Origin of the sequence: Paenibacillus piri (assembly GCF_004354045.1) — a bacterium.
GTDB classification, from domain to species: Bacteria; Bacillota; Bacilli; order Paenibacillales; family NBRC-103111; genus Paenibacillus_S; species Paenibacillus_S piri.
Map to the genome: position 1 here is coordinate 372,247 of NZ_SMRT01000003.1, position 26,813 is coordinate 399,059.

Below are 26,813 nucleotides of genomic sequence, written 5' to 3' on the forward strand. Positions count from 1 at the left end.
TGTGCCGCGCTTGTGCGTTGCGCGCCCTTTATTTTTTACCGTTATAAACGTCGTTCATCGCTTTTACAACATCTTCGCCACCCGCTTTTTTCCATTTGGCGACATATTCGTCGAAAGCGGAGAGAGGCAATGCGCCGGTAATCATTTTCAGGAAATACTCGTCTCTTAAATCAAACAGCTCTTTCGCTTTTTTATCAACGGCTTCGATCGGGGACACAAGCTCCAGCACATCTTCATATTTGGCATATTTGGTCAACGGTACAAAATAAGGAATCCATCCTTTAATTTGCAGGCGCTGCATCCCGTGTTCCACGGTGTCGAACATGTTATAGTAGACGGCAAACCGGATTTTTTGCGCTTCCGGCGTCGGAACCACCTTGCCGTCCTTCTTCTCGAAATGCTTGCCTTCGAAACCGAACGAGATGAAATCGATAATTTCCTTATTGGCCGCCTTATTCAAAAATTGAATCGCTTCCTTGGCATGCTTGCTGGACTTCGGGATGACGATATAACGAACGAGCGATGGCGCTTTGTATAGGCCGAAGGCTCCGTTGCTTCCAGTAGGCGGCTCCATGTAAATCATTTTGGCGTTCGGATTTTTCGTTTTGATCGCATCGTCGATGGCTTTGGCATCGGACCAGCCGACGGTGCTCATGGCCACCTTCCCGCTGACGAACTTCTCTTTGAGATTATCGATCTTGTTCACTACCGATTCCTTGTCGAGCAAGCCTTCGGTAAACAATTTATTGGCAAAAGTCAAAAATTGCTTCGCTTCGGGCTCAACGGCCGGGTAAACGACCTTTCCGTTCTTTTGCAAATAATCGACCGGCGGGTAAAACATGCTTTGAATAACCTGCAGCGAGGAGAGGCCCTGCGCCAAATTAGCAGAGTACGGCACGGTATCCGGTTTTTTGGCTTTTATCGTTCTCAGCGCTTCGTAAAACTCATCTTGCGTTTTTGGCTCCTGGATGCCGAGCTCGTCCAGCAGATCCTTTCTTGCTAACAGACCGCGGGATGCAATATTGAAGGTGAGCGACCTGACGGCATACACTTTTCCGTCTTCCGCCGTGGACGTTCTGAGCTGTTCGGGTGTGACCATCGCTTTAATATCTTTGCCCACGTCGTTAAGAAGGTCGTCGAGCGGCGTAAGCAATCCCTGCTGCACAAAGCTGCCGAACGTCTGTCTGTCGTTGATAATAATGATATCCGGCGCCTCGCCAGACGCCATAATGACGTTCAGCTTTTGCCGTACCGCTTCGCTATCCTTGGGCAGAAGCTCCCATTGGACATTGAAGCCGGTTTTCTCCCGGATGGCGCTGGCGATCTCATTGTTGTTAATATCGGAACCGGCCGGAAACTCCTCCACGTTGTTCGGAACGAGCATCTTTAACGTGACATTCTCTTTGGAGCCGGCCGCCCCGCCAGGCGCGGTTGCCGCATCGCCGCCCCCGCAGCCCGCAAGTATAACGGATGCCGCAGCTGTGACGGCGACGGATAATGAAAGCTTTCTGGAAATGATTTTCATAACGATGAATCCTCCCCTTGTTTTGATATGAATTCAGCCTTTTACGGCGCCAAGCACCATGCCTTTGACAAAATAGCGCTGCAGGAACGGATAGACGATCACGATGGGAAGTGTCGCCGCCACGACGGTGGCCCCCCGTATCGATTCCTGCGAAACGTGGATTTGCGACAGCATATCGACATTGTCGGAAGCGTCCGATGCGCTAAGGATCATCTCCCTCAAAAACACCTGCAGCGGGAGCAGCTTATAATTGTTAATATACATAAGCGCTTCGAAGTAGCTGTTCCAATATTCCACCGCGCAAAAGAGCGCGACAGTCGCAATAACCGGCATCGCTAACGGGATCATGATGTGGAACAAAATGCGTAGATTGCTGGCGCCGTCCATCTTCCCGGATTCCTCCAGACTGTCCGGAATGCTGAAAAAATAAAGCCGGACGAGAATCATATTAAACGGGCTTACGAGTGTCGGAAGGATAAGCGCCCACAATGTATTAAGCAGCCCGAGGCTTTTGATGACCAGATAAGTCGGAATCAAGCCCGCATGAAACAGCATGGTGAACACAAACAGCATCATGACAAGCTTTTGACCGTGCAGACGGTTCCGCGACAGTACGTACCCTGTAAACACTGTCAACGTAACATTCAGCACAGTGCCCGTGACGGTAATGAATACGGAGTTTCCGAAGGATCGAATAAACTTTTGGCTGCCCAGCACAATGTTATACGCTTCGAGATTAAAGCCCACCGGCCAAATAAATACGTCGCCGGCCAGAACGTTCGCTTCTGCGCTGAACGACTTGGCGACAATGTTCAGGACCGGAATCAGACAAATAAGGATTGCAGCGGTTAGCAACATATAATTAAATCCGTCGAATAACCGCTCGCCTTTCGATTTTAACCTCATGCCGCTCCCTCGCTTTCTTTACCATAGGCTGCGCTGGCCGAATTTTTTACTGAAATAGTTGGCTGTTACAATAAGGGCCATTCCGATGATCGATTGGAATAAGCCGATTGCCGTTGTAAAGCTGTATTTCATTTGACCCAATCCGATCCGGTATACATAGGTGCCGATCACATCACCGACATTGTAAACCAGAGGACTATAGAACATGAGCACCTGCTCCAAATCGTTGGAGAGCGCATTGCCGATGCGCAGCATAATTATAAAGAAAATGACGCTGCGGATGCCCGGCAGCGTAATGTGCCATATTTGCCGCCACTTACCGGCGCCATCGATTTTGGCGGCTTCGTACAGTTGCGTGTCGATGGAAAGAATCGCCGAAAGGTAGATGATGGACGACCAGCCCGTCTCCTTCCATGCCGCCGATAAAACGAGGATGCTGCGGAAAAACCGCTCATCTGCGATCATCATGATGTTCTGCAGTCCGAACAACCCGAACAGCCCTTTCAATATGCCGGTTTGCGGCGACAGCAGGTTGATGAAAATCGCGCTGATGATGACCCAGGATAAAAAATGGGGCAGGTACGTAATCGTTTGCGCAACACGTTTGAACACGAGATTGCGGACCTCGCTGATCAGCAGCGCGAGAATGATCGGCAGCGGAAATTGAAACAGCAGTTTGTACAAATTGATCAGCAGCGTGTTGGCGAGGACGGAATAAAACTTCGGATCTGCGAGCAGCTCCTGAAAGTATTTCCCGCCGACCCAAGGGCTGCCCCAAATGCCTTTCAACAAATTAAAATCTTTAAAAGCTATGACAATGCCGAACATAGGGGCGTATTTAAACAGCAGCAATACGGCCAGACCCGGCAGCAGAAGCAGATACAAATCATAATCCTGCCGAAGCTCGACCCACCATCTTTGCCGTGTCGGGGCTGCCGCTCTCGAAGCGGGCAAACGTTCTTTTTTCAGACTGGACATAAGTGGGAGTATCCTTTCCGTTTATTGTTGTAATCGCTTTCAGATACTTATTATATAGGAGCCAGCATGGAGCGAAAACGGGTCAGCTCTACGATTTGGTGTCTATTCTTACGCTCTTGGAGCCGGGGCCTGTCGTCTTCAGCAGCAGTCTGACCACGGTCCCCTGGCCCGACCGGCTGCGGATTTTGACGCCGCACTCCGAGCCGTAGTAGAGCTGAATCCGCTGATGGACGTTTTTCACACCGTATCCGTCTGAAGAGGAATGGACAATCGACTCGTAAGTTTCCCGATTCATGCCGACGCCGTTGTCTGAAATATAAAAGGCGATCCGTTCTCCTCGAAGCCGTCCGCGAATGATGATGGTTCCTTGTTTTTTTAGGCTTTTATTGATTCCATGGATGATCGAATTTTCCACAATCGGCTGCAAAATCAGCTTGATGATCTCCAACGGGAACAGAGTAGAGGCATCGATGTCAACTTCGTACTGGATATTGCCGCTGAACCGGATGTTTTGAATATCGATGTATGCTTTCACATGCTCCAATTCCCTTTCCACACTGATCGTATCCTGACCCCGGTTTAAGCTGATCCGGAAAAATTTGGACAAATTCGTTACGACTGTCGCGATTTCTGGCGCATTCGATTTGATCGACATCCATTTGATCGTATCCAGCGTATTATACAGAAAGTGGGAATTAATCCGGCCTTCCAGCACCTTCATCTCCTCGCGCTGCTTGTTGATCGTAATCGTGTACACTTCGTCAATCAAGCTTTTAATTTGCGTTGACATTTTGTTAAACCGTCGCTGCAGCAGGGAGATTTCGTCCTTCCCCTTAATCTCCACGATCTCGCCGAGCGTTCCTTGTTCAATGCCCTTCATTTTTTCGGCCAAAATTTGCAACCGTCTTGTGATTCTGTTGGACAGTAGAAAGGACAGCCCGATAGCGAACGCGATCAGCGTAACGGAGAGGATCATGATGTATACGCCCAGCAGCTGGCTTTGGTCGGTAATGTTCAAGGCCGGAATAAGTACAATCAATTTCCAATCGACGTTTTCGACATTTTGGACGAGATATAAGTAGTCCTTTCCCTGAAGCTGAATTTTTTTATAATTTTGCGCTTCCGTCGGCTTATCCTTTACCGTTTCCTGAATCGTTTGGAGATTGACTTTGATTTGATCTGGCTTGTGCGTGTAAGACGTAATCATCTCCGTATTTTTAAATAGCATCGCCTGGTAAGGCAAGGTCAGGTTCATGTTTTTCAGGACGTCGTTAAATTTTGCCTCATCGACATCGATGGCAACGGTGCCTAATACGGTATTGATATTGTTGAAATCGAGGATTAGCCGGTTTAACGAAACAACGGGCTTGACACCAATGCTCAAGTAAGACTGATTGGCGACATATTTCCATTTCATCAATCCCGGCTGGTCAACCAGATCTTTATTCCATTCTTTGAATTCATCCTGGGTAACGTTAAAAATGTTTTGGTTATCAGCGGCGTACAGCACCGGGTACGGTACGAGCAGACGAATGCGGAATATGTTGCGGCTTTTCTCCAAATTATGAATAATTTCTGTAATATTCTTATAATCATCGAGAATTTCGGCCATCGTTAATTCATGTTCCTTAGCTTTCCGCAATATTTTTTGCAGCTTCTCGTTGTTGTAGATGAGTTCCGAAATATTTTCCACTTCAGTCAGCCGGTACGAAATATTAATCGTCGTTTGGCGCAGCGCTTCCAGATAGGCACGGCTTGTTTGCTCCTGGATGATGGAGGAGGATTTTTGATGCGAAAAGAAACCGATGCATATCGACGGGATAAGCACGATCAGCGCGAACGAGATCAATAGCTTATGCCGCAGCATCAATTGGGCGTCCAGTGAGGCCAGCTTGCGCAGCATGTATCGGATCATCGCGCCTTCTCCCTGTATTCGCTTGGATTCATGCCGACCTCCCGTTTGAACAGCTTGGTGAAATATTTGCCGTCCTTGTATCCGACCATCTCTGCGAGATCGCTGATTAACAGGCTGCTTTCCTGTGCCAGGAGCCGTTTGGCTTCGGTGATGCGGACGGCCGTAATGCAATCGTTGACGGTCATGCCGGTTTCCTTCTTGAACAGGTTGGCCAAATAGTTCGGCGATAAATGAACATGTGCCGCTATTTGCGTCAGCGTCAGCTCTTCTCGGTACGCGCTTTGAATAAAACCCGTAATGTCGCGGACCACCTTGCGTTGATCCGGCCGGCTGTGGATGATTCCGGTGAGCGTATCGATCGTGTGAAGCACAAGCGGTTCAAGCTCCGACGGATCGTGCGCGGCATGAATGCTTTCCAGCGCCAATACGGTCGGGTTGGCAGCGGAGTCTTCGATCAGAACGGAAAAATGCCTGTTGATATGGATCAGCAGCATGCTGCAGTAGGCTTGACAGTAAGGGAGCGAGCGCTGCTCCATGAGGCCGATCAGTCGAAAGTATGGGTGCAGCGTCGAAGCCAGTGCCAATCGTTCGTTGTTCTCCATCGCCCGAAGAATCGCTTCCTGCTGCTGTGCGATTTCCTTAAGCATGAGTTCTTCCTTTGGCCTTTGCGAGGCCGCATAATCAATAAGTGCAGAGGCATACTGCTTGTCAGGGGAGAGGTGAATCAGCGCGACTCGCGCCTGTTGAAACGATTGATATATATCGTCCATCCGCATGACGCTTGAGCCGACACCGGCCTTCAGTCTCCACCCGCCGAGCAGCCGTGTGATCGTATCCCGATCCGGTTGAAGGTTTTCCGCCCATATTCCTCCGTATATCCCTTTGCCGATACGGAACAGAACGATAGATTCCGTACCGGCCCATTGCGCCTCCAAATCCGACAGCAGTTCCGTATCCGCCTCGGCTTCAATATAGACGGCCCGGAACGGCCCCTTTCCGAGGGTATCCTCCTCCAATACGTCCATATATTGCTGAATTTCTTCGGAGGGAAGGCTGCGGAAGCAAAGATCGTGCAAAAATCGCCACTTGACCATAGAGCGGGACAATGACATTTGCTCCTCCAGTCGTTGAATATGCGAGCTTTGCCTGCGATCTGTCTCGCAATCCTGCAGTACTTTACGGATGATGCTTTCCAGCTCTTCGGTATGAAATGGCTTGAGCAAATAATCGATCACCTGCAGCCTCAAGGCCGATTTGATATAATCGATATTTTCATGTCCGCTGATCATGATGACCCGGATGTTTTTTCCGGAAACATGCTCCCGCAGCGCCCCGACTAATTCAATCCCGTCCATTTCGGCCATCACGACGTCCGTTAACATGATATCGGGTTGAACTGCGACGGCTAGGTCAAGCGCTGATTTGCCGTCCGCAGCCTCATAGATCGCGCCGATCTGCAGCGATGGCCAATCCAGACACTGCTTCAATCCTTCACGGATGATCTCCTCATCCTCGACAATCATTAATGAATACATATCGGATCACCTCAATCATATCATTTACTTTTTTTTTGGAAAGGCTGCTTGAAAATCGGTGAATATTCTGGTGAATCGCTGCCTGCCGCACAGGGAAGCCTGCTATATTTGTTGGGATTTCCGGTATTGGGAAGGGCTCATGTTGACGAATTTGGAAAACACCCGGCTGAAATAAAATGCGTTGTCATAGCCGCATTGTTCGGCAATTTGCTGCAGCGAGGCATAGGTTTCCGTCAGCAGCGTCTTTGCTTTTTGCAAGCGTATTTGAGTCAAATAGACATTGGGGGAAACACCCAGCTCCGCTTTGAATTTCCGGGTTAATTGAGAAGGGCTTAGTCCGATCAAGGACGCTACATGCTGCATGGACAGATCTTCGTATGCATGCTTCCTGATATGCTCGACGGCCTTCTGCACTTCTTCATCCTGCGGGATTTTGTCTGATTCGAGGGCGGCCGATTCCTTCAAGTACTGAAAAAGGATGTCATCCAGCAAATGCTCCATATAATGGACAGGGGCGCTGCGCATGCATTCGAATGTGGAAATAATGCGTGAAATATTTTGGAATGTGACTTTGCCGCAGGGCATGTAGTCGTTCGGGTTCAAGTCGGATTGTCCGTCCGAGATGGCGATGGAAAATTCGACGAAATGAAACGCGAGCGGAGAGAGTGTCTGCCGGTAGAAGGTAAGCCCAGGCGGACACAGGACCAACTCGCCAACGTGAACGACTCCCGACCGGTCGTCGATCCGGTAATGAAACGTCCCGGTTTCCGAGGCCATCAGCACCCACTGCTTATACGTATCCTCGGACAGCATGAACGCTTTTCCCGGACCGCTATAGTGCCGGCGTATTAACGAGGTCCGTATGGAACAACAGGTAAACGCTTCCATAAATGTTGAATCGCCTCCTCTGTTTGCAAAAAAGTATATGGAAAATAATGATTCCATGCATGTTCATACTAAATATAAAATTGTAACATTTGCTTGTAAAGAAAATCTTACCATACCAAACGATGGGAGTTGTCGGCATGATCAACAGTTTAACGTTCGATCAATTGGAGGAGTATAACAAAAAGGGGTTCCTTGTATTGCGCAATGTGTTTTCCGAATATGAGGTCGCGGTTTGGAATGCAGAAATCGAACGGTTGCTGCACTCCGAATATATTGACCCGAACAACGTAAGAGTAAATTATCGAAAATGGGATAGCGGGGAAAGCGTCATTGAAAAATTCGACCCGATTCAAGATATTTCACCTGTTATCGCCTCGTTGACGCAGGATAACCGGATATTAAATCCTTTGCGCGATATTTACATGGATGAACCGCTGCTGTTCAAGGATAAGCTCATTTTTAAACTGCCCGGCAACAGCGGGTACACCATGCACCAGGATGCTGCGTTTTGGCAGCCGTTTCCAATGGAAGGGCTAATCTCGGTCATGGTTGCAATCGACGGCGCAACAACCGAAAACGGTGCCTTGGAATTATTCCCGGGCTATCATGACCGGCTGATCTCGGCGGCAGGCGAAGTGAGAAACTTTAATGCGGAGGAAGCTGCGCTGGTCGATCCGAATAAAGGGGAGCTTTATGAAACGAACCCCGGGGACATTATCATTTTCCATTCATTCGTTCCGCATCAGAGCGGGGTGAACAATACGGACAGCAGCCGCAAACAGCTGTATTTAACGTATTCGCCGGCCCAAAACGGACAATTGTACGAGTGGCACTACAGGCATTATCAAAAATACATTACACGCCGAAACGATGAAGAGACATTGCAACGAATTTATTATAAGTAACGATAATCATTATCAATTTGGGTATACTACTTGTGCAGTAGAAAAAAAACGACCCCGAAGGGCCGCTTGAAAAAGTTACAGCTTGGATTCAAACGTTTTGCAGTCCGTTTCTCCGGAATTATTGGCTTGCTTTCCGCGATGGCTGACGATATAGATCGAGGAAGCGCTGCATTTATTGCCAGCCGCCCAATACTTACAGGAGTTCACATCACATAATACATCCTGTGCCAAAAGTTTCACCCCCTTCTTCGTTAGTTTGGGCTTTGAGGCTGGTAATATATACATGGCAAAAAGCACTTCATCGCTTTCCAGCGGTGTAGTGCTCTTCGTCTTTCGACAACCGGCGTTTTATAGGCCGTTCAAATCTTTCATCAGCCATTCCTCGGAGCCGTCGCGCGACACAAACCAGATATGGGTGAACTTTCCTTGAGGCTTGCAGATTAGCTCCTTGGCCCGCAGGATGTCGGACATCCCGAACGCGGAGGAGGCGTTGCGAATAAGGAGCGCGATGGGGTACGACGACTCGTACTGATCGATTTTCGCTTCCTTCGTCCGGATGCGCTTGTTCAATTCCTTTATGAGCATCTCAACGACCTCAAGGCTGTGAATGTTCGCATGGGAACGCCCCAGCAGCATTTTGGCTTCTTCCGAGTCGTAGAACAGATGGGTAATTTCCATGCCGATCATCCGCTGCCGCGCATCCTGCAGGACGGCGTCCGGCCGTTCGCGCTGGTATAGCAATCTGAGCTTGTTATCGTGGTTTTGATTGTAGAGCCGTATGAAAATGGTGACTGCAGTCCGTTCCAAGGCGCGTTTTTCCTGATTATCCTGTGCCATCGTGATCCTCCAAGCGGCTATCTAATCCTAAGATAAGCAAACGAATACAAACTTGCGCTACAGTACTTTCCCATAAGAATGAACGGTGTCTCTCCAATCAAATCAATTTATTTGCTGCGGGACTTTTCGTCCAAATAAATATCCAACGCCCGGATACCTCTGCGTGCCAGCTTAATAAACAGCACGAAGCCGTAAATGGCAAATCCCGCTGCAACGAGATAAACAATCTGAATAATAGCTGTCAAAAGACTGAATGACCATCCTCCTGAACTCAATGGGACCCCTCTTTTCATATGTTTGGAATATTCAGATGAAGCTATTGTCGCATGAGAGCGGGGAAAGAACAAGTGCGGCGAACGAAGGACCGAAGGCTTTAGTGACTGAACCCGAATATCATCCTTGAAAAACAATCGGCCATAAGGTATCATTAATTACAGAGTTGGGTTCGGTTGGCGGTTAAAAGCTGCATTTGATGCGGAGATGCAATGGACGGGAATACAATCAGTCATGTTCCGCATAGTTGGAGAATAAGATCATAATGTAAGCTAAAGCGGGTTGTTCCTTTTTTTGTATTAACGTTAATATGTTAATCTATCGGAACTTCATCAATTTAAAAATTGAACCGCAAGCAAAATGACAGTCTTCATATCTTTATTCTTCGGCACAGCATATGGCGTCAACATGAAACCGGTATTTTTTTTCAATATTGTATTAACGTTAATACATATGAAAGGCGGTGATGTGCCAGCTGGTAGTTACGGCGCTTATTTAGAAGCGTAGATCCGGGGACAACAGAGACCGGAAGAATGATCCGCCTGAGCAGCGGGCCGTTATTCGCCGGACTTTCAGCGGACGAAGCGTAATACAGCGGTATGGAAAGGAGAAGAGACGGTTGCAGCTTTGCGTTGATATTCAAGTTCGTCTGCCTGTGAAAGAGGGAGTCGCGGCCGGCAATCATGAAAAGGCCGGAAGCATCGGGCGGAGGCCGAAAGCCGTCGCCATGCTTATTGTTTTGTTCGAAGTCGTGTGAATGGATTGGGAGGTTAAACGATGAAAGGTCAATGGAGATTAAGTCGCAACGGCGTAGTCGCTATTCTCATCACTCTCAGCGTTGTAAGCGGTTGCAGCAGCGGCGGGGGAGGAACCGGCGATGCCGGGGGAACGCCGACGGCGGCGAAGCCGTCCTCCGAAACGAAAGGCGAAACGAAAGGGCCCGTTACTTTGACGGTTTGGGCCGGAAGCTGGTGGCAGGATATCGTACCGAAGGTTGTTGAAGCTTATGAGAAGGAACACCCTAACGTGAAGCTGAAAATGGAGCTGCTGCCTATCAACGGCTATCTCGACAAAGCGACGGCTGCGGCATTGGGGGGCAATCCTCCCGATTTGCTGGAGCTGGACTCCACCATGATTTCCTCGATGGCGGGCAAAGGACTGATCGATACGTGGGATGAATACATCCAGGGACTGGATGTCAAAGATTTTGCGCCGGGCATGTGGAACGCGAGCAAGTTCAAAGGCAAGCTGTACGCGCTGCCGCATCGCGGCGGATCGCAGGTTTATTATTATAACAAGACGATGTTCGACGAGGCCGGGGTTCCTTACCCGACGGAAAACTGGACGCATCAGGATATGCTGGAAATAGCCAAAAAAATAACCGTTCCCGGTAAAAAATACGGCATCGGTCTGGCGGCCTCCAACAGCGATCAGGCCAATGTATTCACATCGTTCGCACCGATGGTATGGGCGTTCGGAGGCGATTTTCTGAATGCGGACAGTACGGAAGCGATTATTAACCGCCCTGAAGCCGTGAAGGGCATTCAATTTTGGGCGGAGCTGTACACGAAGTACAAGGTGGCTCCGGAAGGCACGATCAACTACTCGCTAACGAAGGACGTTCTCCCGATGTTCATCAATAATCAGGTCGCGATGATGCCGGGTACCTCGAACACCTTTGACGAGCTGAAAAAGCATCCGGAGCTGAAATGGGGCATGCAGCTCGGACCCGACAAGTTCGGACGCGGCGGCGGCTGGGCATTCTCGGTGCCGAAGGACGCCAAGCAGAAGCAGGAGGCGCGCGACTTCGTGCTCTGGTTCGTGAAGCCGGAAAATCTCGGCAAGCTCGCCAACCGGGAGCCTTCGCGGGCATCCGCCACGAACGTGCCGCCATGGAACAGCGAGGAATTCAAAATCATTTTCAAAGCGGCCCCATTTCAGAAAATGCTGCCGTCGGTAGGGTCGTGGACCGAAATGCAAACCGTCATTATTACGGAGCTGCAAAAGGTGCTGCAAGGCAACAAAACGCCGCAGCAGGCGGCTGACGACATGGCCAAACAAATGAATGCGCTGCTGAAAAAATAACCGGGCCGGGCGCTGATTACGGCACGACCGCGCATAACGGGCCATGCAATGCCATTACAGATTACAGGAGGAGAAAACAATGATAACCGAATTGAACCATGTAGGGATTGTAGCCGGAGCGGTAGAGGAAAATTTGAACTTTTACGTTGATATTTTAGGCGGTAAGGTCGTAAACGAAGGCTATATCGAAGCGAGCAATACCAAGTGCATTTATGTGCAGCTGGCCAGCGGCATCATCGAGCTATTGTGCCGGGGCAACGAGAAGGACCGGGTCAATCTCGGCTTAAACCACGTCTGCTTTTTGACCGACGATTTGGACGGGGATTATGAAAAACTGCTTGCCGCCGGCTTTGTGTTTACATCGCCGCCCAAGGTTGCGGGCTCGGGAGACGGCCGGCTTACGTTTCTGACGGATTCGATCGGAACGAGAGTCGAATTGATCCAGCGGGATCAGTCGTACAAAAACCCGAAGGTTGAGGGCCGCATTTTGAGCTTTGACCATATTTCGTTATCCGCCCACGATTTGCAAGCGGCCGAAAGCTTCTATACGGAGAAGATGGGCATGAAGGAACTGAAACGGATGCGGGTGGATGCGACCGATTTGACCATGGTTTATTTGAATTACGGCGAAGATGTGATCGAGCTTCTGAACCGTCCTAACCAGCAGCCCGTCAGCCCTCCGATCGGACATATCGCGTTAAGAGTGGATAATGTCGACGAGATGGGCGAATATTTAGCCTCCCGCGGTGTGGAAATTTTACAGGGCTTTCCGAAGCAGGCCGGAACAGGCATCGGCCGCATTACAATGGTGAAGGATCCGAACGGCGCAAGAATCGAATTTGTGGACCGGAAAGACTTGAGGGAGCTGTGAGAAGCAGCACCGTCGCGAGCGCTGCCATCGGCTGCGGAAGATCGGCTTCGGTAAGCTGAGTCGGCAGCCGGCACCCGATTTTGGGCCGTTGGACACGGCTGATGCATCGCCTGGCAAAAGGTTATCAAGGATAAACGGCTTAGCCGTCCTATTGGGACGAGCGCGTTTGTCAAGGTTGTTTTGGCTTTGAGTTTCTTCAAGCCGAAGGCCTATGATCAAGGAAACTCAAAACAAGATGTCTGAAGCTGCAAGGCCATCCCTTTTGGAATGCAATGGACACGCTTTATCGGTTCAACTTATATATTCAACGGAAAAAGGACCGTCCGGGATGTGCGGACGGTCCCTCGCATGAACATTATTCAGCTTTATAGCGCTTGCCGGAAGGCTGCGCAGGCTTCATCGGATGCCGCGGCTGCCGTGCGGAGCGGGTAGCGTACGGCTTGCGCAAAGGCATATCAATGACCGCGGGTCAGGCATAGGCATCCCGACTAAATAAATTCGCTCTTCGTATCGAAAATAGCGGGCTCGAGCTGCGCATTCCAATGCTCGAACGTCGTCGTCAGCGCGCAGCGCCGGCCCGTCTCCGCCGATTGATAGGCGGCGAACATCACTTCGTGCACATGCAGCTGCATGCGCGGTGATTGCTTGGGCTGTCGGCCGCTGCGGAGGCAGTGGACGAAGTGGCTCATAATGTCGGCCTCCGTGCTCTCGGAGGGCAGCAGCTTGGGCGTATAGCAGCCTGCGATGCCGCGCCAGGTCACCTGCTCCGCATCGGGGATCGGCGCCTCCGGGGAGTGAATGACAAGCGGAAACCCGCTATCATTGACTGCCAACGTGCCCTTGCGGCCGTAAATAAGCGTATGATTCGCGGCGAACGACGTGCCCCACAGCGTGCGGATGACGGCATGCTGGCCGCCGGCAAATTCCGCAATGACCGTAACGTTGTCGTCGACGTCGCTGTGAACGTGTTTGCCGTCATTGACGATCCGCTTCGGAATGAGCGTATTCACCTCGGCCGCCACGCTTTGAACCGGGCCGAGCAGGGAAACGAGCCGGCTGACCGGATAGACAAGGCAGTCGAGAATCGCGCCGCCATGCGACACGGCCCGGTTATAATACCAGTTGTCGCGGCCCGGACCGGGAATGTTCAGCTGTACGTCGGCGCCGGTAATTTTGCCCAGCACGGCTTCGTTCAAATAATGGGCCGCTGTCATCATGCCGGGGTTCAGGTCATACGGCAGGCTCATGAATATGCGGTTTTTCGCCTCAGCGAGCTCGACCATCCGCCGGCAGTCTTCCAAGCTTGTAGCCATCGGCTTTTCATTCAGCACATGGAGCCCCCGTTCCAGCGCAGCCAATACGACTTCGGCATGCACGGAGTGGGGAGTCGTCACGACGACCGCATCGAGCTCCTCGGTATCCATCATCGTTATGTAATTGTCATACCAGCGGGGAATCCCGTATTTTCGGGCCTTGCTTTCGGCATTTTCTAGATGCCGCGCGCAGGTTGCGGTGAATGCGACCTGCTCCAGCCGGGCTGCCTGCTCAAAAAAACGGTTGCTGATATCGCCTGAGCCGACCATTCCAAGTTTTAACGGTTTCATGGTTCTGCCTCCTCGTATTTGATTTCCATTTCACTTTTCGGCTGATTGCATATAGGCGATTTTCCGATTATTGGGGAAAATACGGAGCCTGCTTCATGAAAATGCTTTCAACCTTTTCCACGATGGGAGCGTCTTTCTCGGATTCGGTTTTCACCTGCACCCATTCGGGATTGCTGCGGAAAGCTTCCAATTTCGCGTTCCTTTCATCCATATCGGCAAACTCCATAATATAGTAGAGACGGTTATGCCCGGCATCGAGGTCCTCCCAAAAATGGGTGACGCGCATACCGAGACCGGCAAAAATACGCAGCGTGTGATTCGCGAACCGGTCGTTGATCGCCTGCATTTTACCCGGGTACATATGATAAATACGAAGCTCATAAAGCATGAAGCGATTCCCCCTCAAAAAAAATTTGGCTGGATGGAAGCGATAGATATAAAAGGCGCTCGGGTTAACAAGCGTTCCACCCGCATTGCGGCATGCGTCATGATTGCAGTGCCTTGTTTCATTATAAGCGACTTTTCAACGGCCGGAAATGACTGAATCTTACGATATTTAGTTTCGCTGAGGATAGTATGTTTCAAAATTCATGGTGAATGATTCCATTTGACTGCAAAATAACGGAAGAAGAGGTGTAGACATGATGTACGTATTTATAGGTTGTGTTGCCGCGGATCAGCAGGAAAGTATGTTTGCAGCAAAATTCGACGAGCAGGCGGGCAGCCTCTCGCTGTTCAATTCGTACCGCGGAATGCCCAAGACCGCCTATTTTGTTACCGATGCGTCCCGCAATATACTATATGCGGTTGGTTCGGAGGGAAAGACGGAGGGACGGGCGGCTTCCTACCGGTTCGAGCCGGCCGATGCTTCGCTCCAGCTTATCGGCATGCAGTCGTCGGAAGGAGTAAATCCGAATTATGCCAGTGTGGATCCTTCGTTTTCGACGTTGTTCGCCGTCAACTTCGGCGGGGGGAGCATCTGCGCCTGGCCGCTGCGGGAGGGCGGAACGATTGAACCGGTTTCCTGCTCGATCCAACATGAAGGAAGCAGCATTATTCCCGGCTCGCAGAACAAGCCGCATCCGCATTCGATCGTGCCGGACCCGTCCAATCAATTTGTCATCGTGCCGGATCTCGGCACGGACCGGATCTATGTATACCGGGTCGATTACAATCGGTATACGCTAACCCTGCACCGCACGATCGCAGTTGCTCCCGGTACGGGTCCGCGGCATTTTATGTTCCACCCGGCGATGAAGGACCGCGCTTACTGCATCAATGAGCATAGCTCCACCATAACGGTTTATGCTTTCGATGAAGCCGAGGGCATGCTGCGCGAGCTGCAGGCCGTATCCACGCTGCCGGCCGGCTGCGAGGGCGCAAACAAATGCGCCGATATCCGGATGACGCCGGATTGCCGATTTGTGTACGGCACGAACCGCGGCCATGATTCCATCGCGGCCTATCGGGTGCGCGAGGACGGCACGCTTTCGCTTATCGATCTGGAGCCGGCGAGAGGACATAAGCCGAGATGCCTCGCCGTATCCCCGGCAGGCGATTATTTGCTGGCGGCGAACGAGGGCTCCAACCGGATTGAAGTGTTCGCGATCGACCGGGAATCGGGCCGGATTTCACCGCGGGAGAGCGTGCAATTACAGGCAAGTCCGATATGCCTTTCGTTTATGAACTAAGCATTGACACGGCTTAAACCGGTTGATATGATATTCTTGGATATATGATATATCAGATATATTAGATAGTATCTATCAGAGATAACGGTCTTCAGCTAATACGTTTTCGAGGAGAGAAATACGATGCAATATCGGGTAGACATAAGCTCGCAAGTATTATCGATCCGGGAAATGGTTTATGAAACGTTAAAAGAAGCCATATTAACCGGGAATATTGCTCAGGGCGCCCATTTGAAGGAACGGGATATCGCTGAAAATTTCGGCGTCAGCACAACGCCGGTCAAGGAGGCGCTGCGCCGTTTGGATCAGGAAGGTCTGGTCATCACAAAGCCGCGGATCGGCACGTTCGTGTCTACTAACATCATGAGCTCCGTCGAAGAAATTACTTGGGCGAAGTCCGCGCTGGAGGGCGTTGCCGCCAGGCTGGCCGCCATCAAGATTACGGATGGAGAAATCGAAACGCTGCGGCAGCATATAGAGAAGATCGAAAAGGCTACCGAAGCGGATGACAGCGCTCTATTATATGAGCTGAACCCGGCATTCCATGCAATGATTTTAAGCATTGCCAAAAACGATTATATCGTACAGCAGATTGCCGCGGTGCGTGCTTTTGATAAAGTGGTGCGCAAGCAGGCTTTATCGGACATCGAAGAGCTGGACCGGGCCTATAAGGAGCATTATTCGATTTTCGAGAAAATCAGTCAGAGAGATCCGGACGGCGCGGAGGATGCGATGCGCACCCATATCCGCAGAACGGCGAATTTCGTTATGCAAAACAACAAGTAACCGCAGCGGCCGGCTGAGCCCGACTCCCTGTGATAAGGCTTTCAGTCAACCGTTGCGGAATAGCAAGGACGGCGCAAAAAGCGGCTTGACGAACTGAGGACAATTATGGCAATATCTGATATATCAGATATTGTATTTCATTTTAAATCAACTATCGCGCTTCACATCCTTTCGCAATTTTCATTATTCTTCCACCTATCCCATCATAAAGGACGTGTGCAATAATGGCTTTTCAAGCAGGTGAAACCGTATTTAATTACATCAACGGTGAATGGACGCCTTCCGTCACCGGACAGACCGATCCGAGTCTGAACCCTTCCGACAAATCGCAGATTGTCGGCTATATTCAGCGCTCCTCCAAAGAGGATTTAAACCGGGCGATCGATGCTGCCCAGCAAGCTCAGTTGGCTTGGCGCAAGCTGTCGGGCGCGGCGCGCGGCGACCTGTTGTACAAGGCGGCTAACGCGCTGGAGAGACGACTGGATGAAATCGCCGAGACGATGACCCGCGAGATGGGCAAGACATTCCCTGAAGCGAAGGGGGAAACGGCGCGCGGCGTTGCTATTTTGCGCTATTATGCCGGCGAAGGCATGCGCAAAGTGGGGGACGTCATTCCATCGACCGACAGCGAAGCGCTAATGTTTACAACCCGCGTGCCGCTTGGCGTGGTTGGCGTCATTACGCCATGGAATTTCCCGGTTGCAATTCCGATCTGGAAAATCGCGCCTGCGCTTGTTTACGGCAATACGGTGCTGCTCAAGCCGGCCAGCGAGACGGCTGTAACCGCCGCGAAAGTGGTGGAATGCTTCCACGAGGCGGGACTGCCCGCCGGCGTCATCAATATGGTGACGGGCAAAGGCAGCGAGATCGGACAAGGCATTATCGATCATAAGGGCATCAACGGCATTACGTTCACCGGCTCCAACGAGACGGGAAAACGGATCGGAATGGGCGCCCTGGCGCGCGGTGCGAAATACCAGCTGGAGATGGGCGGCAAAAACCCGGTCATCGTCGCGGCGGACGCCGATCTCGATCTGGCGGTGGAAGCGACGATCAGCGGCGGCCTTCGTTCCACAGGGCAGAAATGTACGGCAACGAGCCGCGTGATTGTGCAAAGCGCCGTTTACAAGCCGTTCAAGCAAAAATTGCTGGAACGGGTCAAGCAGCTGAAGGTCGGCGACGGCATGGATCCGTCGACTTGGATGGGCCCTTGCGCGAGCGAAAGCCAGCAGCAAACCGTACTGTCTTACGTGGAAAAAGGCATTAGCGAAGGAGCGACGCTGCTGTACGGCGGAAAAGTGCCGGATGGCGCAGGCGACGGCTACTTCGTGGAGCCTGCCGTTTTCGACAATGTGAAGCCGGATATGGCGATCGCCAAAGAAGAAATTTTCGGACCTGTGCTGGCGCTGATCAAGGTGGAGACGCTGGAGGAAGCCGTACGGACGGCGAACGATACCGAATTCGGCTTGAGCGCGTCTATTTTCACCCGCAATATCGGCAGTATGCTTTCATTCATCAACGATATGGAAGCCGGCCTGGTGCGGGTCAACGCGGAAAGCGCGGGCGTAGAGCTGCAGGCGCCGTTCGGCGGCATGAAGCAATCCAGCTCGCATTCGCGGGAGCAGGGGCAGGCGGCGATCGAATTTTTCACCTCGATCAAAACCGTGTTCGTCAAGCAGTGAACTCGTTCAGCTATGCTGAACATCGGGGAATCAGATGGGGACTCTACCCCACCTGATTCAAGGCCCACCTAAGAGGTGGGGGTCTTAACCCGATAAAGTCGTAATCGGATAAATGCGGCTCCGGCAGGCAGTAGGGCAGCATGAAATCGTTATATCAATTATTGTGTATGGAAAGGCGGCGGTACTGATGTACAGTCATGTCAAAGAGAAAATTAAAGGAATCAACGCCATTAACGTAACACCTTTCGATTCCGAGCTGGAGATCGATTGGCCGGCGCTTCAAGCGAACATCACTTTTTTGCTGGATAAAGGGATTGAAGCGATTTATCCTTGCGGCAATACCGGGGAATTTTATGCATTGTCCGTAGACGAGGCGAAGGAAGTAACCCGCTTCGTCACGAATCATGTAGCCAAGCGCAGCCTTGTTATCGCGGGCGTCGGCTATGATGTGAAAACAGCCTGCGAGCTGGCCCGCAACGCCGAGGCATGCGGTGCCGACGGCTTGATGGTACATCAGCCGATTCATCCGTATTTGCTGCCTGCCGGACTTATCGAATACTATACGCAAATAGCCGCATCGACCAAGCTTCCGATTATCCTCTATGTGCGCAGCGAGCAAATTTCATTGGAGGTGCTGCGGGCGACGGCAAAGCTGCCAAATGTGATCGGTGTGAAATATGCGGTCAACCATCTGCCTTCCTTTACGAAAGCGGTGCAGGGCGTACAGGAAGATATCGTCTGGATTTGCGGCACCGCCGAAATGTGGGCGCCTTACTTTTTCGCGGCGGGCGCGGTTGGCTTTACTTCGGGCCTGGTCAACGTGGAAACGACCCGTTCGTTCCAAATGCTGAAATCGCTGCGTGAGAGCAATTATCCGGAAGCGATGGCGGTTTGGAAAGATGTGGCTCCATTCGAAGATTTGCGCGCCAAATATAACACAGGCAACAACGTTACGGTCGTAAAGGAAGCGATGTATCAGCTTGGCTTGCTGCCTTCCAACGCCGTCAGACCGCCGATCAGTCTGTTGAACGATGCCGAGAAAAATCAGGTTTCCGCCCTGTTGAACGCTTGGGGATTGCGCTAGGGAACAACAGCGGCTGGAAGGACGATCTGCCGGCGCAGCGGACAATTTTCCATCAGAATACCAGGCTGTGAAATCATGCACAAGGAGCGACCGAAATTATGAAAATATCCGATTTGAAGCTAACCGTAGTAGGGATACCGAGACATACAGGCTTTGTCAGCAAGCATGTGATTGTTGAAATTATGACCGACGAGGGCGTGACCGGGATCGGGGAAATGTCCGACTTCTCGCATCTTCCGCAATATTCGCTCGATATCGTCGACCTGACGACCGTTTTGAAAACGATATTGGTCGGCAAAAACCCGTTCGATATTTCGTTGATCAACAAAGAACTGCTGGCCAACTTCCCGGAAATGATGTTTTATTACGAGAAGGGCAACTTCGTCCGCAACGGAGTCGACGCCGCTTTGCACGATTTGGCGGGCAAGCTGCTGAACACGTCGGTCGCCGATTTGCTGGGAGGCCGCATTAAAGAAAAGATCAAAGTCTGCTATCCGATTTTCAGACACCGCTTTATGGAAGAAGTCGAAGAAAACCTTCAGGTAGTCCGCACCCGCTTTGCAGAAGGCTTCGATACGTTCCGTTTGTATGTCGGTAAAAATCTCGATGCGGACGAAGCGTTCCTGGACGGCGTGAAAAACGAGTTCGGTTCGAAGGTGACGATCAAATCGCTCGATTTCAGCCATCTGCTGAGCTGGAAGGAAGCATGGCAGGCAACGAAACGGCTGTCGAAGTACGACTTCCAGCTGATTGAAAGCCCTGCCGTGCAAAACGACTTCGAAGGGCTGCAGCATTTCCGGCTGAAAGTGGATCACCCTGTCAGCGAGCATGTATGGAGCTTCCGCCAGCAGTATGAAATGATCCGTCACGACTCGGTCGATATTTTCAATATTTCGCCGATCTTTATCGGCGGGCTGACCGCCGCCAGAAAAGCGGCCGCCGCCGCCGAAGTGGCGGGCAAAGGCTGCCTGCTCGGGACGACGCAGGAGCTGTCCATCGGCACAACCTCGATGGCTCACCTGGGAGCTTCGCTCGCGAATTTGAACTTTACGTCCGACCCTACGGGTCCGGAGCTGTACGTCGGCGATGTCGTTAAAAATCCGGTGAAATACGAAAACGGCTATTTGCTCGTTCCGGGACGCGACAAACCGGGACTCGGCATGGAGCTGGATTGGGATTTGATCGAGAAATACAAGGTGGCCGATCTGAGCTGGGGCCAAATTTCCGTCCATCAGCTGCAGGATCGCACATCCCAAACGAAAGCATAACGGAGCCTGACAGGAATGGGACAGCCGAAAGCACCCCGATCGCCGAAATGAGCGATCGGGGTGCTCCCGTTCATGTGAGGATTGTAAAATTGAATACATTTTACATGATTTACCATGTGGATGAATACTTAATGCACACCCAATTGCAAAGCTTTATTAATGCATTTGTTTTACTCGGCAAACCAAAAGGATATTTTCCGGGCGGTTTTTCTTATGTTACACTATTGGTATAAAACAAGGATTGTTGAATCAATTGTCGGCAGATTTTATATATCCGAACTTCTTCATATGAAAGTGGTTTCATTTGCCGTATAATTAGGAATCATTCCAAGAAGGGCAGAGAGAGGGATTGGTATGATTTTTTTGATGCGGGCTCTGAAGAGCTTGCAAATCCGAAGCTTATTTCTGAGATTCGTTCTTTATCTTTTAATCGCTTTGGTAATGGTTGCCTCAATCATTTTTTATGGAGTCCAAAACAGTTACCGGAGTTCGAAATTGGAGACGGAAATTGACCGGATCAGCTTGGAGCGGAGTGAAGCGACGAGGCAATTTACCGATGCGCTGCTTCGCAATATTGATATGATGGCCATGCAATTTGCCAATCAGTCCACTGTCGGCGCAGGGTTAGCCCAAAAGGACGTATCAAAATTATACGAAGCGGCGATTGAATTTGGTCCCGGCCTTCAGCAAAAGTTTCCATCATCCTACGCCGTAAAAGACATATTTGTTTATAGTCTGCAAGGGGGCACGATCCAAGTGCCGCTTCCTTCGTCGTCCAGTACCCCGTCAACCTATAAGCTGGATGTCGCCGATCTGCAAACCATCCTCGGAGAAGGCAGCAAGGAAGACAGATGGGTCGTGAAGACACGGCCGGGCAGTACCGGCAAGGAGGGGAGCAACGAAGGCGCCATGCTTGAATTCATTCGTCCCTTGCCTATTCTGGGCACTTCGGTCGACGGGGCTTTGGTCGTTGTTATTGACCCCAAGGAGCTGTTCCAGAGCCCTTTCTTGCATCGCGAAGGGGAGAAGCTGTGGGTACAGCTGCCCGATGGACAAACTGCGTACGATACCCGTTTCGGAACAACGGTTTCGAAACATGATCTGGACAAGGTCGTCCAGCCGTACATGAACGGGAAATTATCGTTTCAAGTCAAGCTGCAGGACGGTCGTTATAATATGCAGGTGATCGATTCAATGATTCCACACTGGAAATATATGTTAGTTTACCCGGTCTCCCGGCCTTTCGGGATCGGAGAATGGATCGTCGTATTATTGCTGCTTGTGATTGCCGTTGCGGCTTCCCACAAAGCGGTGCGGATTTTTAAACAAATTTCCAGTTCGATGTCCAAACTCCGTGAAATATTGGCACAGCGCGGAAAATTCGATGATCCGGCAAGGGACGAATTCGCTTACTTGCTTCATGAGGTGAACGGGTTGGTGGAACGAACGGAACAATTGTCGGAGCTGTTTCAACAAAGCGAAGTGCAAAAAAAACAAATTTTCATTCAGGAGCTTCTGACCGAAGCGTCTGTGTATTCCGAAGAACGTATGGCTAATCTAAGGCATTATGGAATTGCTGTAACCAACCACGGGTATTTTGTCGTCGTTTTCCGAATCGACGATTATTTTCAATTTATAGGCACATACAGCAAAGCGGATCAAAAGCTATTGAGATACTTCATCGCCAAAATAGCGGAGGAGCAGCTCGCAGCCCAGTTTGTTTCATTTCATGCAGATGTGAAAGAGCGCGAAGTCATCGTGATCGCCAATCTGATCGAAAATATGCCGATTGCTTCGGCCCGCAATCTGCTGCTTCAGGAGGTCAATTCCATCTGCCAGTATATCCACAGTTATCTGGATCTTACCGTCAGTTTAGGCATTGGCGATCTGCATACGGATATCGGCTGTATTACGGAGTCGTTCCATCAGGCGTTGGAAGCGCTGGAATTCCGCGTATATAAAGGAACGAAGGCGCTAACCCCGATTTGGCATGTGAAGAAAAATCACCACCAAACGCTCATCCTCCTATATAACGAGAGGAAGGAAATGGAGCAGGAGTGGGTTGTGGCCATTAATAGCAACAATCGCGCCATGATCGCTACCTGTTTGAAGAAAATAGAACATACGATCAAGAACCTCGATAGTTGTCCGTTATCTTTGATTCACCATACGTTGTGGGAGTTTGTTCTAATGATGCTGTACCATACTGAAGCTTCCGGTCAAGAGCGGCAAATCGAATTGGAGAAACTGCAGAAGGAACTTTACCGTTTTGAGACGCTGGAAGAGATTATGCTTTGGATGGAAGCCGCTGCAGACCAGTGGTTAACCCGACGTAATGAAGCGGCAACCAACGTGAACTGGACGGCAGTCGATCATATGTTGGAATACATTCAGGCCAATCACGACAAGGATATATCCTTGAACGGAATGGCCGATCAATTGAATCTCGATGCCTCTTATTTAAGCAGATTGTTCAAGCAAGGTGTGGGAATGAATTTTATCGATTATCTCGTATCGATGCGCATCAGACGCGCCAAGATGCTGCTGCTGACAACCGATCACAGTATCCAAACGATCGGTGCGATGGTCGGGTATCACAACGTGACCAGTTTCAATCGGGCTTTTAAGAAAGAGGCGAACATGACGCCCGGACAATTCAGAGCCAATCACGACCCGAAATTGTTGGATGCGAAGGAGATTTACTGACGGTCACTTGTCCGATCAAAAGATGTAAAGGATGTCAAAACAGGATAAAATGCAGCTTTTCCAGAAGCCCTCAGCCTGATTTTCCGCTAAACGGTTCAGAAGCGGTCAATAATGTCAGAAATGGGCTCTTTTTTTTGACCTGAACTATGAATACACTAACGCTGAGGTTCAAAAAACAGGAGGAGATAGGATTGAAAATGTTAAAAAGAGTACTCAGTGTTATTTTATTGCTTACCGTTTTTTTAACCGGCTGTTCCGCAAACGGCTCGGGTTCAAACGCTTCGGACAAGCAGGGCAGCGGCAAACCGACGACAATCAAGTTCTGGTACCCGGCGAGCGACGATCTTGTGATCACGGAAGTGAAGAAGGTTGTTGCGAAATTTGAACAAGAAAACCCGACCATCAAGGTCGAGCTGACCACGATTCCGTTTAAAGATTATACCCAGAAGCTGTCCATTGCCTATTCCGGCGGTATCGCTCCGGACGTGCACGGCCTTGGCTTCGGCCAGTTGATCTCAACCGTAGATCAAAACAAATATATAAATATGAGCAAATTTATCGAAGCCGATCAATGGCAGGGCAAGGACGACATATTCCCGAACATTTTGAAGGCGGGTCAATGGAACGGAGGACAGTACGGCCTTCTGATGCCTGAAATCAGACCGATGGAATGGCGGAAAGATTTCTTTAAAGAGGCGGGCCTTGATACCGAGAAGCCGCCGGCTACGCTGGAAGAGTTATTCGATTATGCAGAAAAACTGAAAGTGGTCAAAGACCAGAAAACAGTGCGTGCCGGCATCGATTTATCGGTCACCAATGGAGAACAAGCGTATTTGTCGCTTCTGCTTTTACTTGGCAAAGACATTTATGACGAAAACGGCAACCCGACCTTCGACTCTCCGGAATCGATTCAATTGGTAGAGAAGATGGTCAAGCTATTCAAGGACGGAGCTGTCATTAACTCGGACGGACTGGACCCGAACGGTACTCCGTTCCGCAACAGCCTGGCTGCGATCGGCTTTAGCAGTTCGCCTTCTTTGGCTATTCTGCAAAAGGGTGTCGGCGCGGACAAGATTGGTTGGTCTCTGCCGCCCAAAGGACCGAATGGCACCCGGACATCGCTGATGCTTGGAACGTTTATGACCATGTCCAAATCGACGAAATATGCGGATGAGAGCTGGAAATTTATTAAATTTTGGTACGATAAGGATAATTTGTACAATTTCAGTCTCGTAACCGGTTATGTGCCACCATTCAAATCGGTGAAAGATCAATATGTGAAAGTGGCGCCTGAAAATGAAGTGATTTTTCAAGCGATGGAGGATGCTCGCGGGTATAGTCCATCCAAGTATTGGGATGTGAACGTGAAATATTTGCGCCTTGCTTTGGAGCAGAGCTATACCGGCTTCAAACCGGTAGACCAAGCGCTGAAAGAAAATGCTCAAAAAGCGAGAGACGAGATCAAGACGAAGTAAGAAAAGAAGGGCAGGGAACTCATGGGGATCCGATTTCGCTGGAACCGATTGTTGCCTTATGCGATGATTTTTCCAAATGTATTGATTTATACGCTGTTTATTTTGATACCGGTACTTTGGGTCGTTTATTTGAGCTTTACCAATTTCACGATATTAAATCCGGGCCGTTGGATCGGTCTTGCCAATTACAAGGTGCTGCTTAAAGATGAAATTTTTCATATGGCACTCAAAAATACAATTCTTTACTGGTTGTTTACCGTCATACCGACAATGGTTATCGGTCTTATATTAGCTGCGCTATTAAACTTGAAATTAAGCGCGATAGCGGCTTACCGGGCTTTCATTTATTTGCCGGGAGTCATTTCATCGGTGGCGGTATCTATGACCTGGCTTTGGCTTCTTGATCCGCGGCATGGCCCGATCAATTTGGCTCTTGAATGGATGGGGCTGCATGGTCACGATTGGCTTCGCGAACCGCAGACGGCCCTGCCTTCGATCGTAATTATCGGAATTTGGACGGGGATCGGCTACGCCATGATTTTATTCCTCGCGGGGCTGCAGGGAATTCCCGACCACTTGTACGAGGCGGCCGAGATTGACGGTGCTTCGAGCCTGAGGCAGTTCTTTCATATCACAGTCCCGTTGCTGCGTCCTGTTACGTTTTTTCTGTTCATCACGCTGACCATCCGTTCTTTCCAGGTGTTCGACTTTGTGTTTATTTTGACGAATGGAGGACCTGCCAATACAAGCACGACGATTGTCAACGAAATCGTGAAAGCGAGCTTCCAGGAATACCGAATGGGGTATGCTGCCGCTATTTCGATCGTCCTGCTCCTTATTACGCTGGTGGTTACAGCAATCAATTACACGGTCGGCTCCAAAGAGAGCGATTTCGACTAAGCGGAGGGAAGCATGAAAGTTCATAGTATCCATCGGCGAATACCGATACACTTGATTCTGGCTGCTGCGTCCGTCGTCATGCTAATACCTTTTGTCGTGATGATTTTGACTTCCTTCAAGGGCGACGAGGAGTTCAGCTTAGCCGCTAACGCTTTGCTTCCTCTTGCATGGCATCCCGAGAATTACTTGCGGGCGATGACGGTCACGAATTGGGGACTTTATTTCAAAAACTCGATCATCGTCACCGTGTTCACTGTAGGCGGAAGTTTATTTTTCAATATGATGGCGGGGTACACCTTCGCTCGCATGGCGTTCCGGGGCAGAGATTTCATTTTCATCATGGTGTTGGTCGGTCTTATGGTGCCGGCCCAAGTAACTGTCATCCCGCAATTTTTAATCTTAAAATCGATTCCGCTGTTCGGAGGCAACGATCTGCTTGGGAATGGTGGCAACGGATGGCTGGACACGTACTTTGCTCTGGTCGTCCCCGAACTGTCCGGTTCATTCGGCATCTTCCTGGCGCGACAATTTTACTTGCAGTTTCCGAAAGCGCTTGACGATGCAGCCCAAATTGACGGTGCCGGCGCCTTCCGCAGCTTCCTGAGTATTTACTTGCCGCAAAGCGGGCCTTTATTCGCAACGTTGGGTATTTTCAAGACGGTTCATATTTGGAATGATTTTTTCCATCCTCTCATCTATACAAATAGCGAAGCGATGCGAACCATACAGCTCGGTTTGCAAGTGTTTAACGGACAATACCAAATCCAGTACAATCTGCTGATGGCCGCCACTGTCGTGGTCTCGCTTCCGCTTATTCTTATGTTCTTCATGTTCCAGAAGCAGTTTATTAAAAGCCTCATTTCCAGCAGTGTAAAAGGATAGTATAATTTGGAAAAGGA

At 50.3% G+C, this 26,813-nt stretch carries 24 protein-coding genes; 13 read left to right on the forward strand and 11 right to left on the reverse strand.

Translation table 11 applies throughout. From position 1 onward, the window contains the following. Nucleotides 1-28: 28 nt before the first annotated feature. From E1757_RS09860 to E1757_RS09885, 6 genes are all read right to left on the reverse strand, one after another. Nucleotides 29-1,525 (reverse strand): extracellular solute-binding protein, encoded by a 1,497-nt coding sequence (locus tag E1757_RS09860; protein ID WP_133227231.1) that lies wholly within the window; start codon nt 1,523-1,525, stop codon nt 29-31. A gap of 33 nt (nt 1,526-1,558) precedes the next feature. Further along, nucleotides 1,559-2,431 (reverse strand): carbohydrate ABC transporter permease, encoded by an 873-nt coding sequence (locus tag E1757_RS09865; protein WP_133227233.1) that lies wholly within the window; start codon nt 2,429-2,431, stop codon nt 1,559-1,561. An 18-nt stretch (nt 2,432-2,449) separates the two neighbouring features. Beyond that, on the reverse strand, nt 2,450-3,409 hold the full coding sequence (locus tag E1757_RS09870; protein WP_133227235.1) for an ABC transporter permease: 960 nt from the start codon (nt 3,407-3,409) through the stop codon (nt 2,450-2,452). An 88-nt stretch (nt 3,410-3,497) separates the two neighbouring features. Continuing rightward, nucleotides 3,498-5,324, reverse strand: a complete 1,827-nt coding sequence (locus E1757_RS09875) for a sensor histidine kinase (protein ID WP_133227237.1) — start codon at nt 5,322-5,324, stop codon at nt 3,498-3,500. Continuing rightward, the gene (locus tag E1757_RS09880; protein ID WP_133227239.1) at nt 5,321-6,859 is read right to left on the reverse strand and encodes a response regulator; all 1,539 of its coding nucleotides are present in this window, start codon (nt 6,857-6,859) and stop codon (nt 5,321-5,323) included. The genes E1757_RS09875 and E1757_RS09880 overlap by 4 nt, the downstream gene beginning before the upstream one ends. Before the next feature lie 102 nt (nt 6,860-6,961). Continuing rightward, complete coding sequence (locus E1757_RS09885) at nt 6,962-7,747, reverse strand: AraC family transcriptional regulator (RefSeq protein WP_165972046.1); 786 nt, start codon at nt 7,745-7,747, stop codon at nt 6,962-6,964. Between the two features lie 137 nt (nt 7,748-7,884). On the opposite strand from E1757_RS09885, the gene E1757_RS09890 reads away from it, so the two are divergent. Further along, entirely contained in the window at nt 7,885-8,652 is a 768-nt protein-coding gene (locus E1757_RS09890; protein ID WP_165972047.1) for a phytanoyl-CoA dioxygenase family protein, read from the forward strand. 75 nt (nt 8,653-8,727) lie between these two features. Here the strand turns inward: E1757_RS09890 and E1757_RS09895 are convergent, their stop codons facing one another. From E1757_RS09895 to E1757_RS09905, 3 genes are all read right to left on the reverse strand, one after another. Next, nucleotides 8,728-8,883, reverse strand: coding sequence for a DUF1540 domain-containing protein (locus E1757_RS09895; RefSeq protein ID WP_133227245.1), 156 nt, complete (start codon nt 8,881-8,883; stop codon nt 8,728-8,730). A 117-nt stretch (nt 8,884-9,000) separates the two neighbouring features. Then, nucleotides 9,001-9,489 carry a hypothetical protein gene (locus tag E1757_RS09900; protein ID WP_133227247.1) on the reverse strand — a complete coding sequence of 163 codons (489 nt, stop codon included), beginning with the start codon at nt 9,487-9,489 and terminating at the stop codon, nt 9,001-9,003. Between the two features lie 107 nt (nt 9,490-9,596). After that, nucleotides 9,597-9,734 carry a hypothetical protein gene (locus E1757_RS09905; protein WP_246079113.1) on the reverse strand — a complete coding sequence of 46 codons (138 nt, stop codon included), beginning with the start codon at nt 9,732-9,734 and terminating at the stop codon, nt 9,597-9,599. A 647-nt stretch (nt 9,735-10,381) separates the two neighbouring features. Here E1757_RS09905 and E1757_RS35725 point away from each other — a divergent pair. The 3 genes from E1757_RS35725 to E1757_RS09915 all read left to right on the forward strand — a co-directional run bounded on the left by E1757_RS35725 (nt 10,382) and on the right by E1757_RS09915 (nt 12,718). Beyond that, nucleotides 10,382-10,519, forward strand: coding sequence for a hypothetical protein (locus tag E1757_RS35725; protein WP_165972048.1), 138 nt, complete (start codon nt 10,382-10,384; stop codon nt 10,517-10,519). A gap of 20 nt (nt 10,520-10,539) precedes the next feature. Next, nucleotides 10,540-11,847, forward strand: coding sequence for an ABC transporter substrate-binding protein (locus E1757_RS09910; RefSeq protein WP_133227251.1), 1,308 nt, complete (start codon nt 10,540-10,542; stop codon nt 11,845-11,847). Nucleotides 11,848-11,926: 79 nt separating this feature from the next. After that, nucleotides 11,927-12,718, forward strand: coding sequence for a VOC family protein (locus tag E1757_RS09915; RefSeq protein WP_165972049.1), 792 nt, complete (start codon nt 11,927-11,929; stop codon nt 12,716-12,718). Between the two features lie 488 nt (nt 12,719-13,206). Here E1757_RS09915 and E1757_RS09920 read toward each other — a convergent pair whose 3' ends face one another. Together E1757_RS09920 and E1757_RS09925 are read right to left on the reverse strand one after the other, a co-directional pair. Next, complete coding sequence (locus E1757_RS09920; RefSeq protein WP_133227255.1) at nt 13,207-14,322, reverse strand: Gfo/Idh/MocA family protein; 1,116 nt, start codon at nt 14,320-14,322, stop codon at nt 13,207-13,209. A gap of 67 nt (nt 14,323-14,389) precedes the next feature. Continuing rightward, the gene (locus E1757_RS09925; protein ID WP_133227257.1) at nt 14,390-14,710 is read right to left on the reverse strand and encodes an NIPSNAP family protein; all 321 of its coding nucleotides are present in this window, start codon (nt 14,708-14,710) and stop codon (nt 14,390-14,392) included. A 253-nt stretch (nt 14,711-14,963) separates the two neighbouring features. On the opposite strand from E1757_RS09925, the gene E1757_RS09930 reads away from it, so the two are divergent. From E1757_RS09930 to E1757_RS09970, 9 genes are all read left to right on the forward strand, one after another. Beyond that, nucleotides 14,964-16,013: a lactonase family protein gene (locus E1757_RS09930; RefSeq protein WP_133227259.1), complete on the forward strand. Its 1,050-nt coding sequence runs from the start codon at nt 14,964-14,966 to the stop codon at nt 16,011-16,013. A gap of 123 nt (nt 16,014-16,136) precedes the next feature. Beyond that, nucleotides 16,137-16,799: a GntR family transcriptional regulator gene (locus E1757_RS09935; protein WP_133227261.1), complete on the forward strand. Its 663-nt coding sequence runs from the start codon at nt 16,137-16,139 to the stop codon at nt 16,797-16,799. Nucleotides 16,800-17,023: 224 nt separating this feature from the next. Continuing rightward, nucleotides 17,024-18,481: an alpha-ketoglutaric semialdehyde dehydrogenase GucD gene (gucD, locus tag E1757_RS09940; protein ID WP_133227263.1), complete on the forward strand. Its 1,458-nt coding sequence runs from the start codon at nt 17,024-17,026 to the stop codon at nt 18,479-18,481. A gap of 187 nt (nt 18,482-18,668) precedes the next feature. Further along, complete coding sequence (locus E1757_RS09945; protein ID WP_133227265.1) at nt 18,669-19,565, forward strand: dihydrodipicolinate synthase family protein; 897 nt, start codon at nt 18,669-18,671, stop codon at nt 19,563-19,565. A 98-nt stretch (nt 19,566-19,663) separates the two neighbouring features. Beyond that, complete coding sequence (locus E1757_RS09950; protein WP_133227267.1) at nt 19,664-20,833, forward strand: mandelate racemase/muconate lactonizing enzyme family protein; 1,170 nt, start codon at nt 19,664-19,666, stop codon at nt 20,831-20,833. 495 nt (nt 20,834-21,328) lie between these two features. Continuing rightward, nucleotides 21,329-23,539, forward strand: coding sequence for a helix-turn-helix domain-containing protein (locus E1757_RS09955; protein ID WP_165972050.1), 2,211 nt, complete (start codon nt 21,329-21,331; stop codon nt 23,537-23,539). A gap of 197 nt (nt 23,540-23,736) precedes the next feature. After that, nucleotides 23,737-25,014, forward strand: a complete 1,278-nt coding sequence (locus E1757_RS09960; RefSeq protein ID WP_246079125.1) for an extracellular solute-binding protein — start codon at nt 23,737-23,739, stop codon at nt 25,012-25,014. Between the two features lie 21 nt (nt 25,015-25,035). Beyond that, nucleotides 25,036-25,914, forward strand: a complete 879-nt coding sequence (locus E1757_RS09965; RefSeq protein ID WP_133227282.1) for a carbohydrate ABC transporter permease — start codon at nt 25,036-25,038, stop codon at nt 25,912-25,914. Between the two features lie 12 nt (nt 25,915-25,926). After that, complete coding sequence (locus tag E1757_RS09970; RefSeq protein ID WP_133227284.1) at nt 25,927-26,796, forward strand: carbohydrate ABC transporter permease; 870 nt, start codon at nt 25,927-25,929, stop codon at nt 26,794-26,796. Nucleotides 26,797-26,813: the final 17 nt, after the last annotated feature.

Bases quoted from the DNA above. Each gene is read 5' to 3' on its own strand.
- E1757_RS09860 (WP_133227231.1), bottom strand. From the start codon at position 1,525: ATGAAAATCATTTCCAGAAAGCTTTCATTATCCGTCGCCGTCACAGCT.
- E1757_RS09865 (WP_133227233.1), bottom strand. From the start codon at position 2,431: ATGAGGTTAAAATCGAAAGGCGAGCGGTTATTCGACGGATTTAATTAT.
- E1757_RS09870 (WP_133227235.1), bottom strand. From the start codon at position 3,409: ATGTCCAGTCTGAAAAAAGAACGTTTGCCCGCTTCGAGAGCGGCAGCC.
- E1757_RS09875 (WP_133227237.1), bottom strand. From the start codon at position 5,324: ATGATCCGATACATGCTGCGCAAGCTGGCCTCACTGGACGCCCAATTG.
- E1757_RS09880 (WP_133227239.1), bottom strand. From the start codon at position 6,859: ATGTATTCATTAATGATTGTCGAGGATGAGGAGATCATCCGTGAAGGA.
- E1757_RS09885 (WP_165972046.1), bottom strand. From the start codon at position 7,747: ATGGAAGCGTTTACCTGTTGTTCCATACGGACCTCGTTAATACGCCGG.
- E1757_RS09890 (WP_165972047.1), top strand. From the start codon at position 7,885: ATGATCAACAGTTTAACGTTCGATCAATTGGAGGAGTATAACAAAAAG.
- E1757_RS09900 (WP_133227247.1), bottom strand. From the start codon at position 9,489: ATGGCACAGGATAATCAGGAAAAACGCGCCTTGGAACGGACTGCAGTC.
- E1757_RS09910 (WP_133227251.1), top strand. From the start codon at position 10,540: ATGAAAGGTCAATGGAGATTAAGTCGCAACGGCGTAGTCGCTATTCTC.
- E1757_RS09915 (WP_165972049.1), top strand. From the start codon at position 11,927: ATGATAACCGAATTGAACCATGTAGGGATTGTAGCCGGAGCGGTAGAG.
- E1757_RS09920 (WP_133227255.1), bottom strand. From the start codon at position 14,322: ATGAAACCGTTAAAACTTGGAATGGTCGGCTCAGGCGATATCAGCAAC.
- E1757_RS09925 (WP_133227257.1), bottom strand. From the start codon at position 14,710: ATGCTTTATGAGCTTCGTATTTATCATATGTACCCGGGTAAAATGCAG.
- E1757_RS09930 (WP_133227259.1), top strand. From the start codon at position 14,964: ATGATGTACGTATTTATAGGTTGTGTTGCCGCGGATCAGCAGGAAAGT.
- E1757_RS09935 (WP_133227261.1), top strand. From the start codon at position 16,137: ATGCAATATCGGGTAGACATAAGCTCGCAAGTATTATCGATCCGGGAA.
- gucD (WP_133227263.1), top strand. From the start codon at position 17,024: ATGGCTTTTCAAGCAGGTGAAACCGTATTTAATTACATCAACGGTGAA.
- E1757_RS09945 (WP_133227265.1), top strand. From the start codon at position 18,669: ATGTACAGTCATGTCAAAGAGAAAATTAAAGGAATCAACGCCATTAAC.
- E1757_RS09950 (WP_133227267.1), top strand. From the start codon at position 19,664: ATGAAAATATCCGATTTGAAGCTAACCGTAGTAGGGATACCGAGACAT.
- E1757_RS09960 (WP_246079125.1), top strand. From the start codon at position 23,737: ATGTTAAAAAGAGTACTCAGTGTTATTTTATTGCTTACCGTTTTTTTA.
- E1757_RS09965 (WP_133227282.1), top strand. From the start codon at position 25,036: ATGGGGATCCGATTTCGCTGGAACCGATTGTTGCCTTATGCGATGATT.
- E1757_RS09970 (WP_133227284.1), top strand. From the start codon at position 25,927: ATGAAAGTTCATAGTATCCATCGGCGAATACCGATACACTTGATTCTG.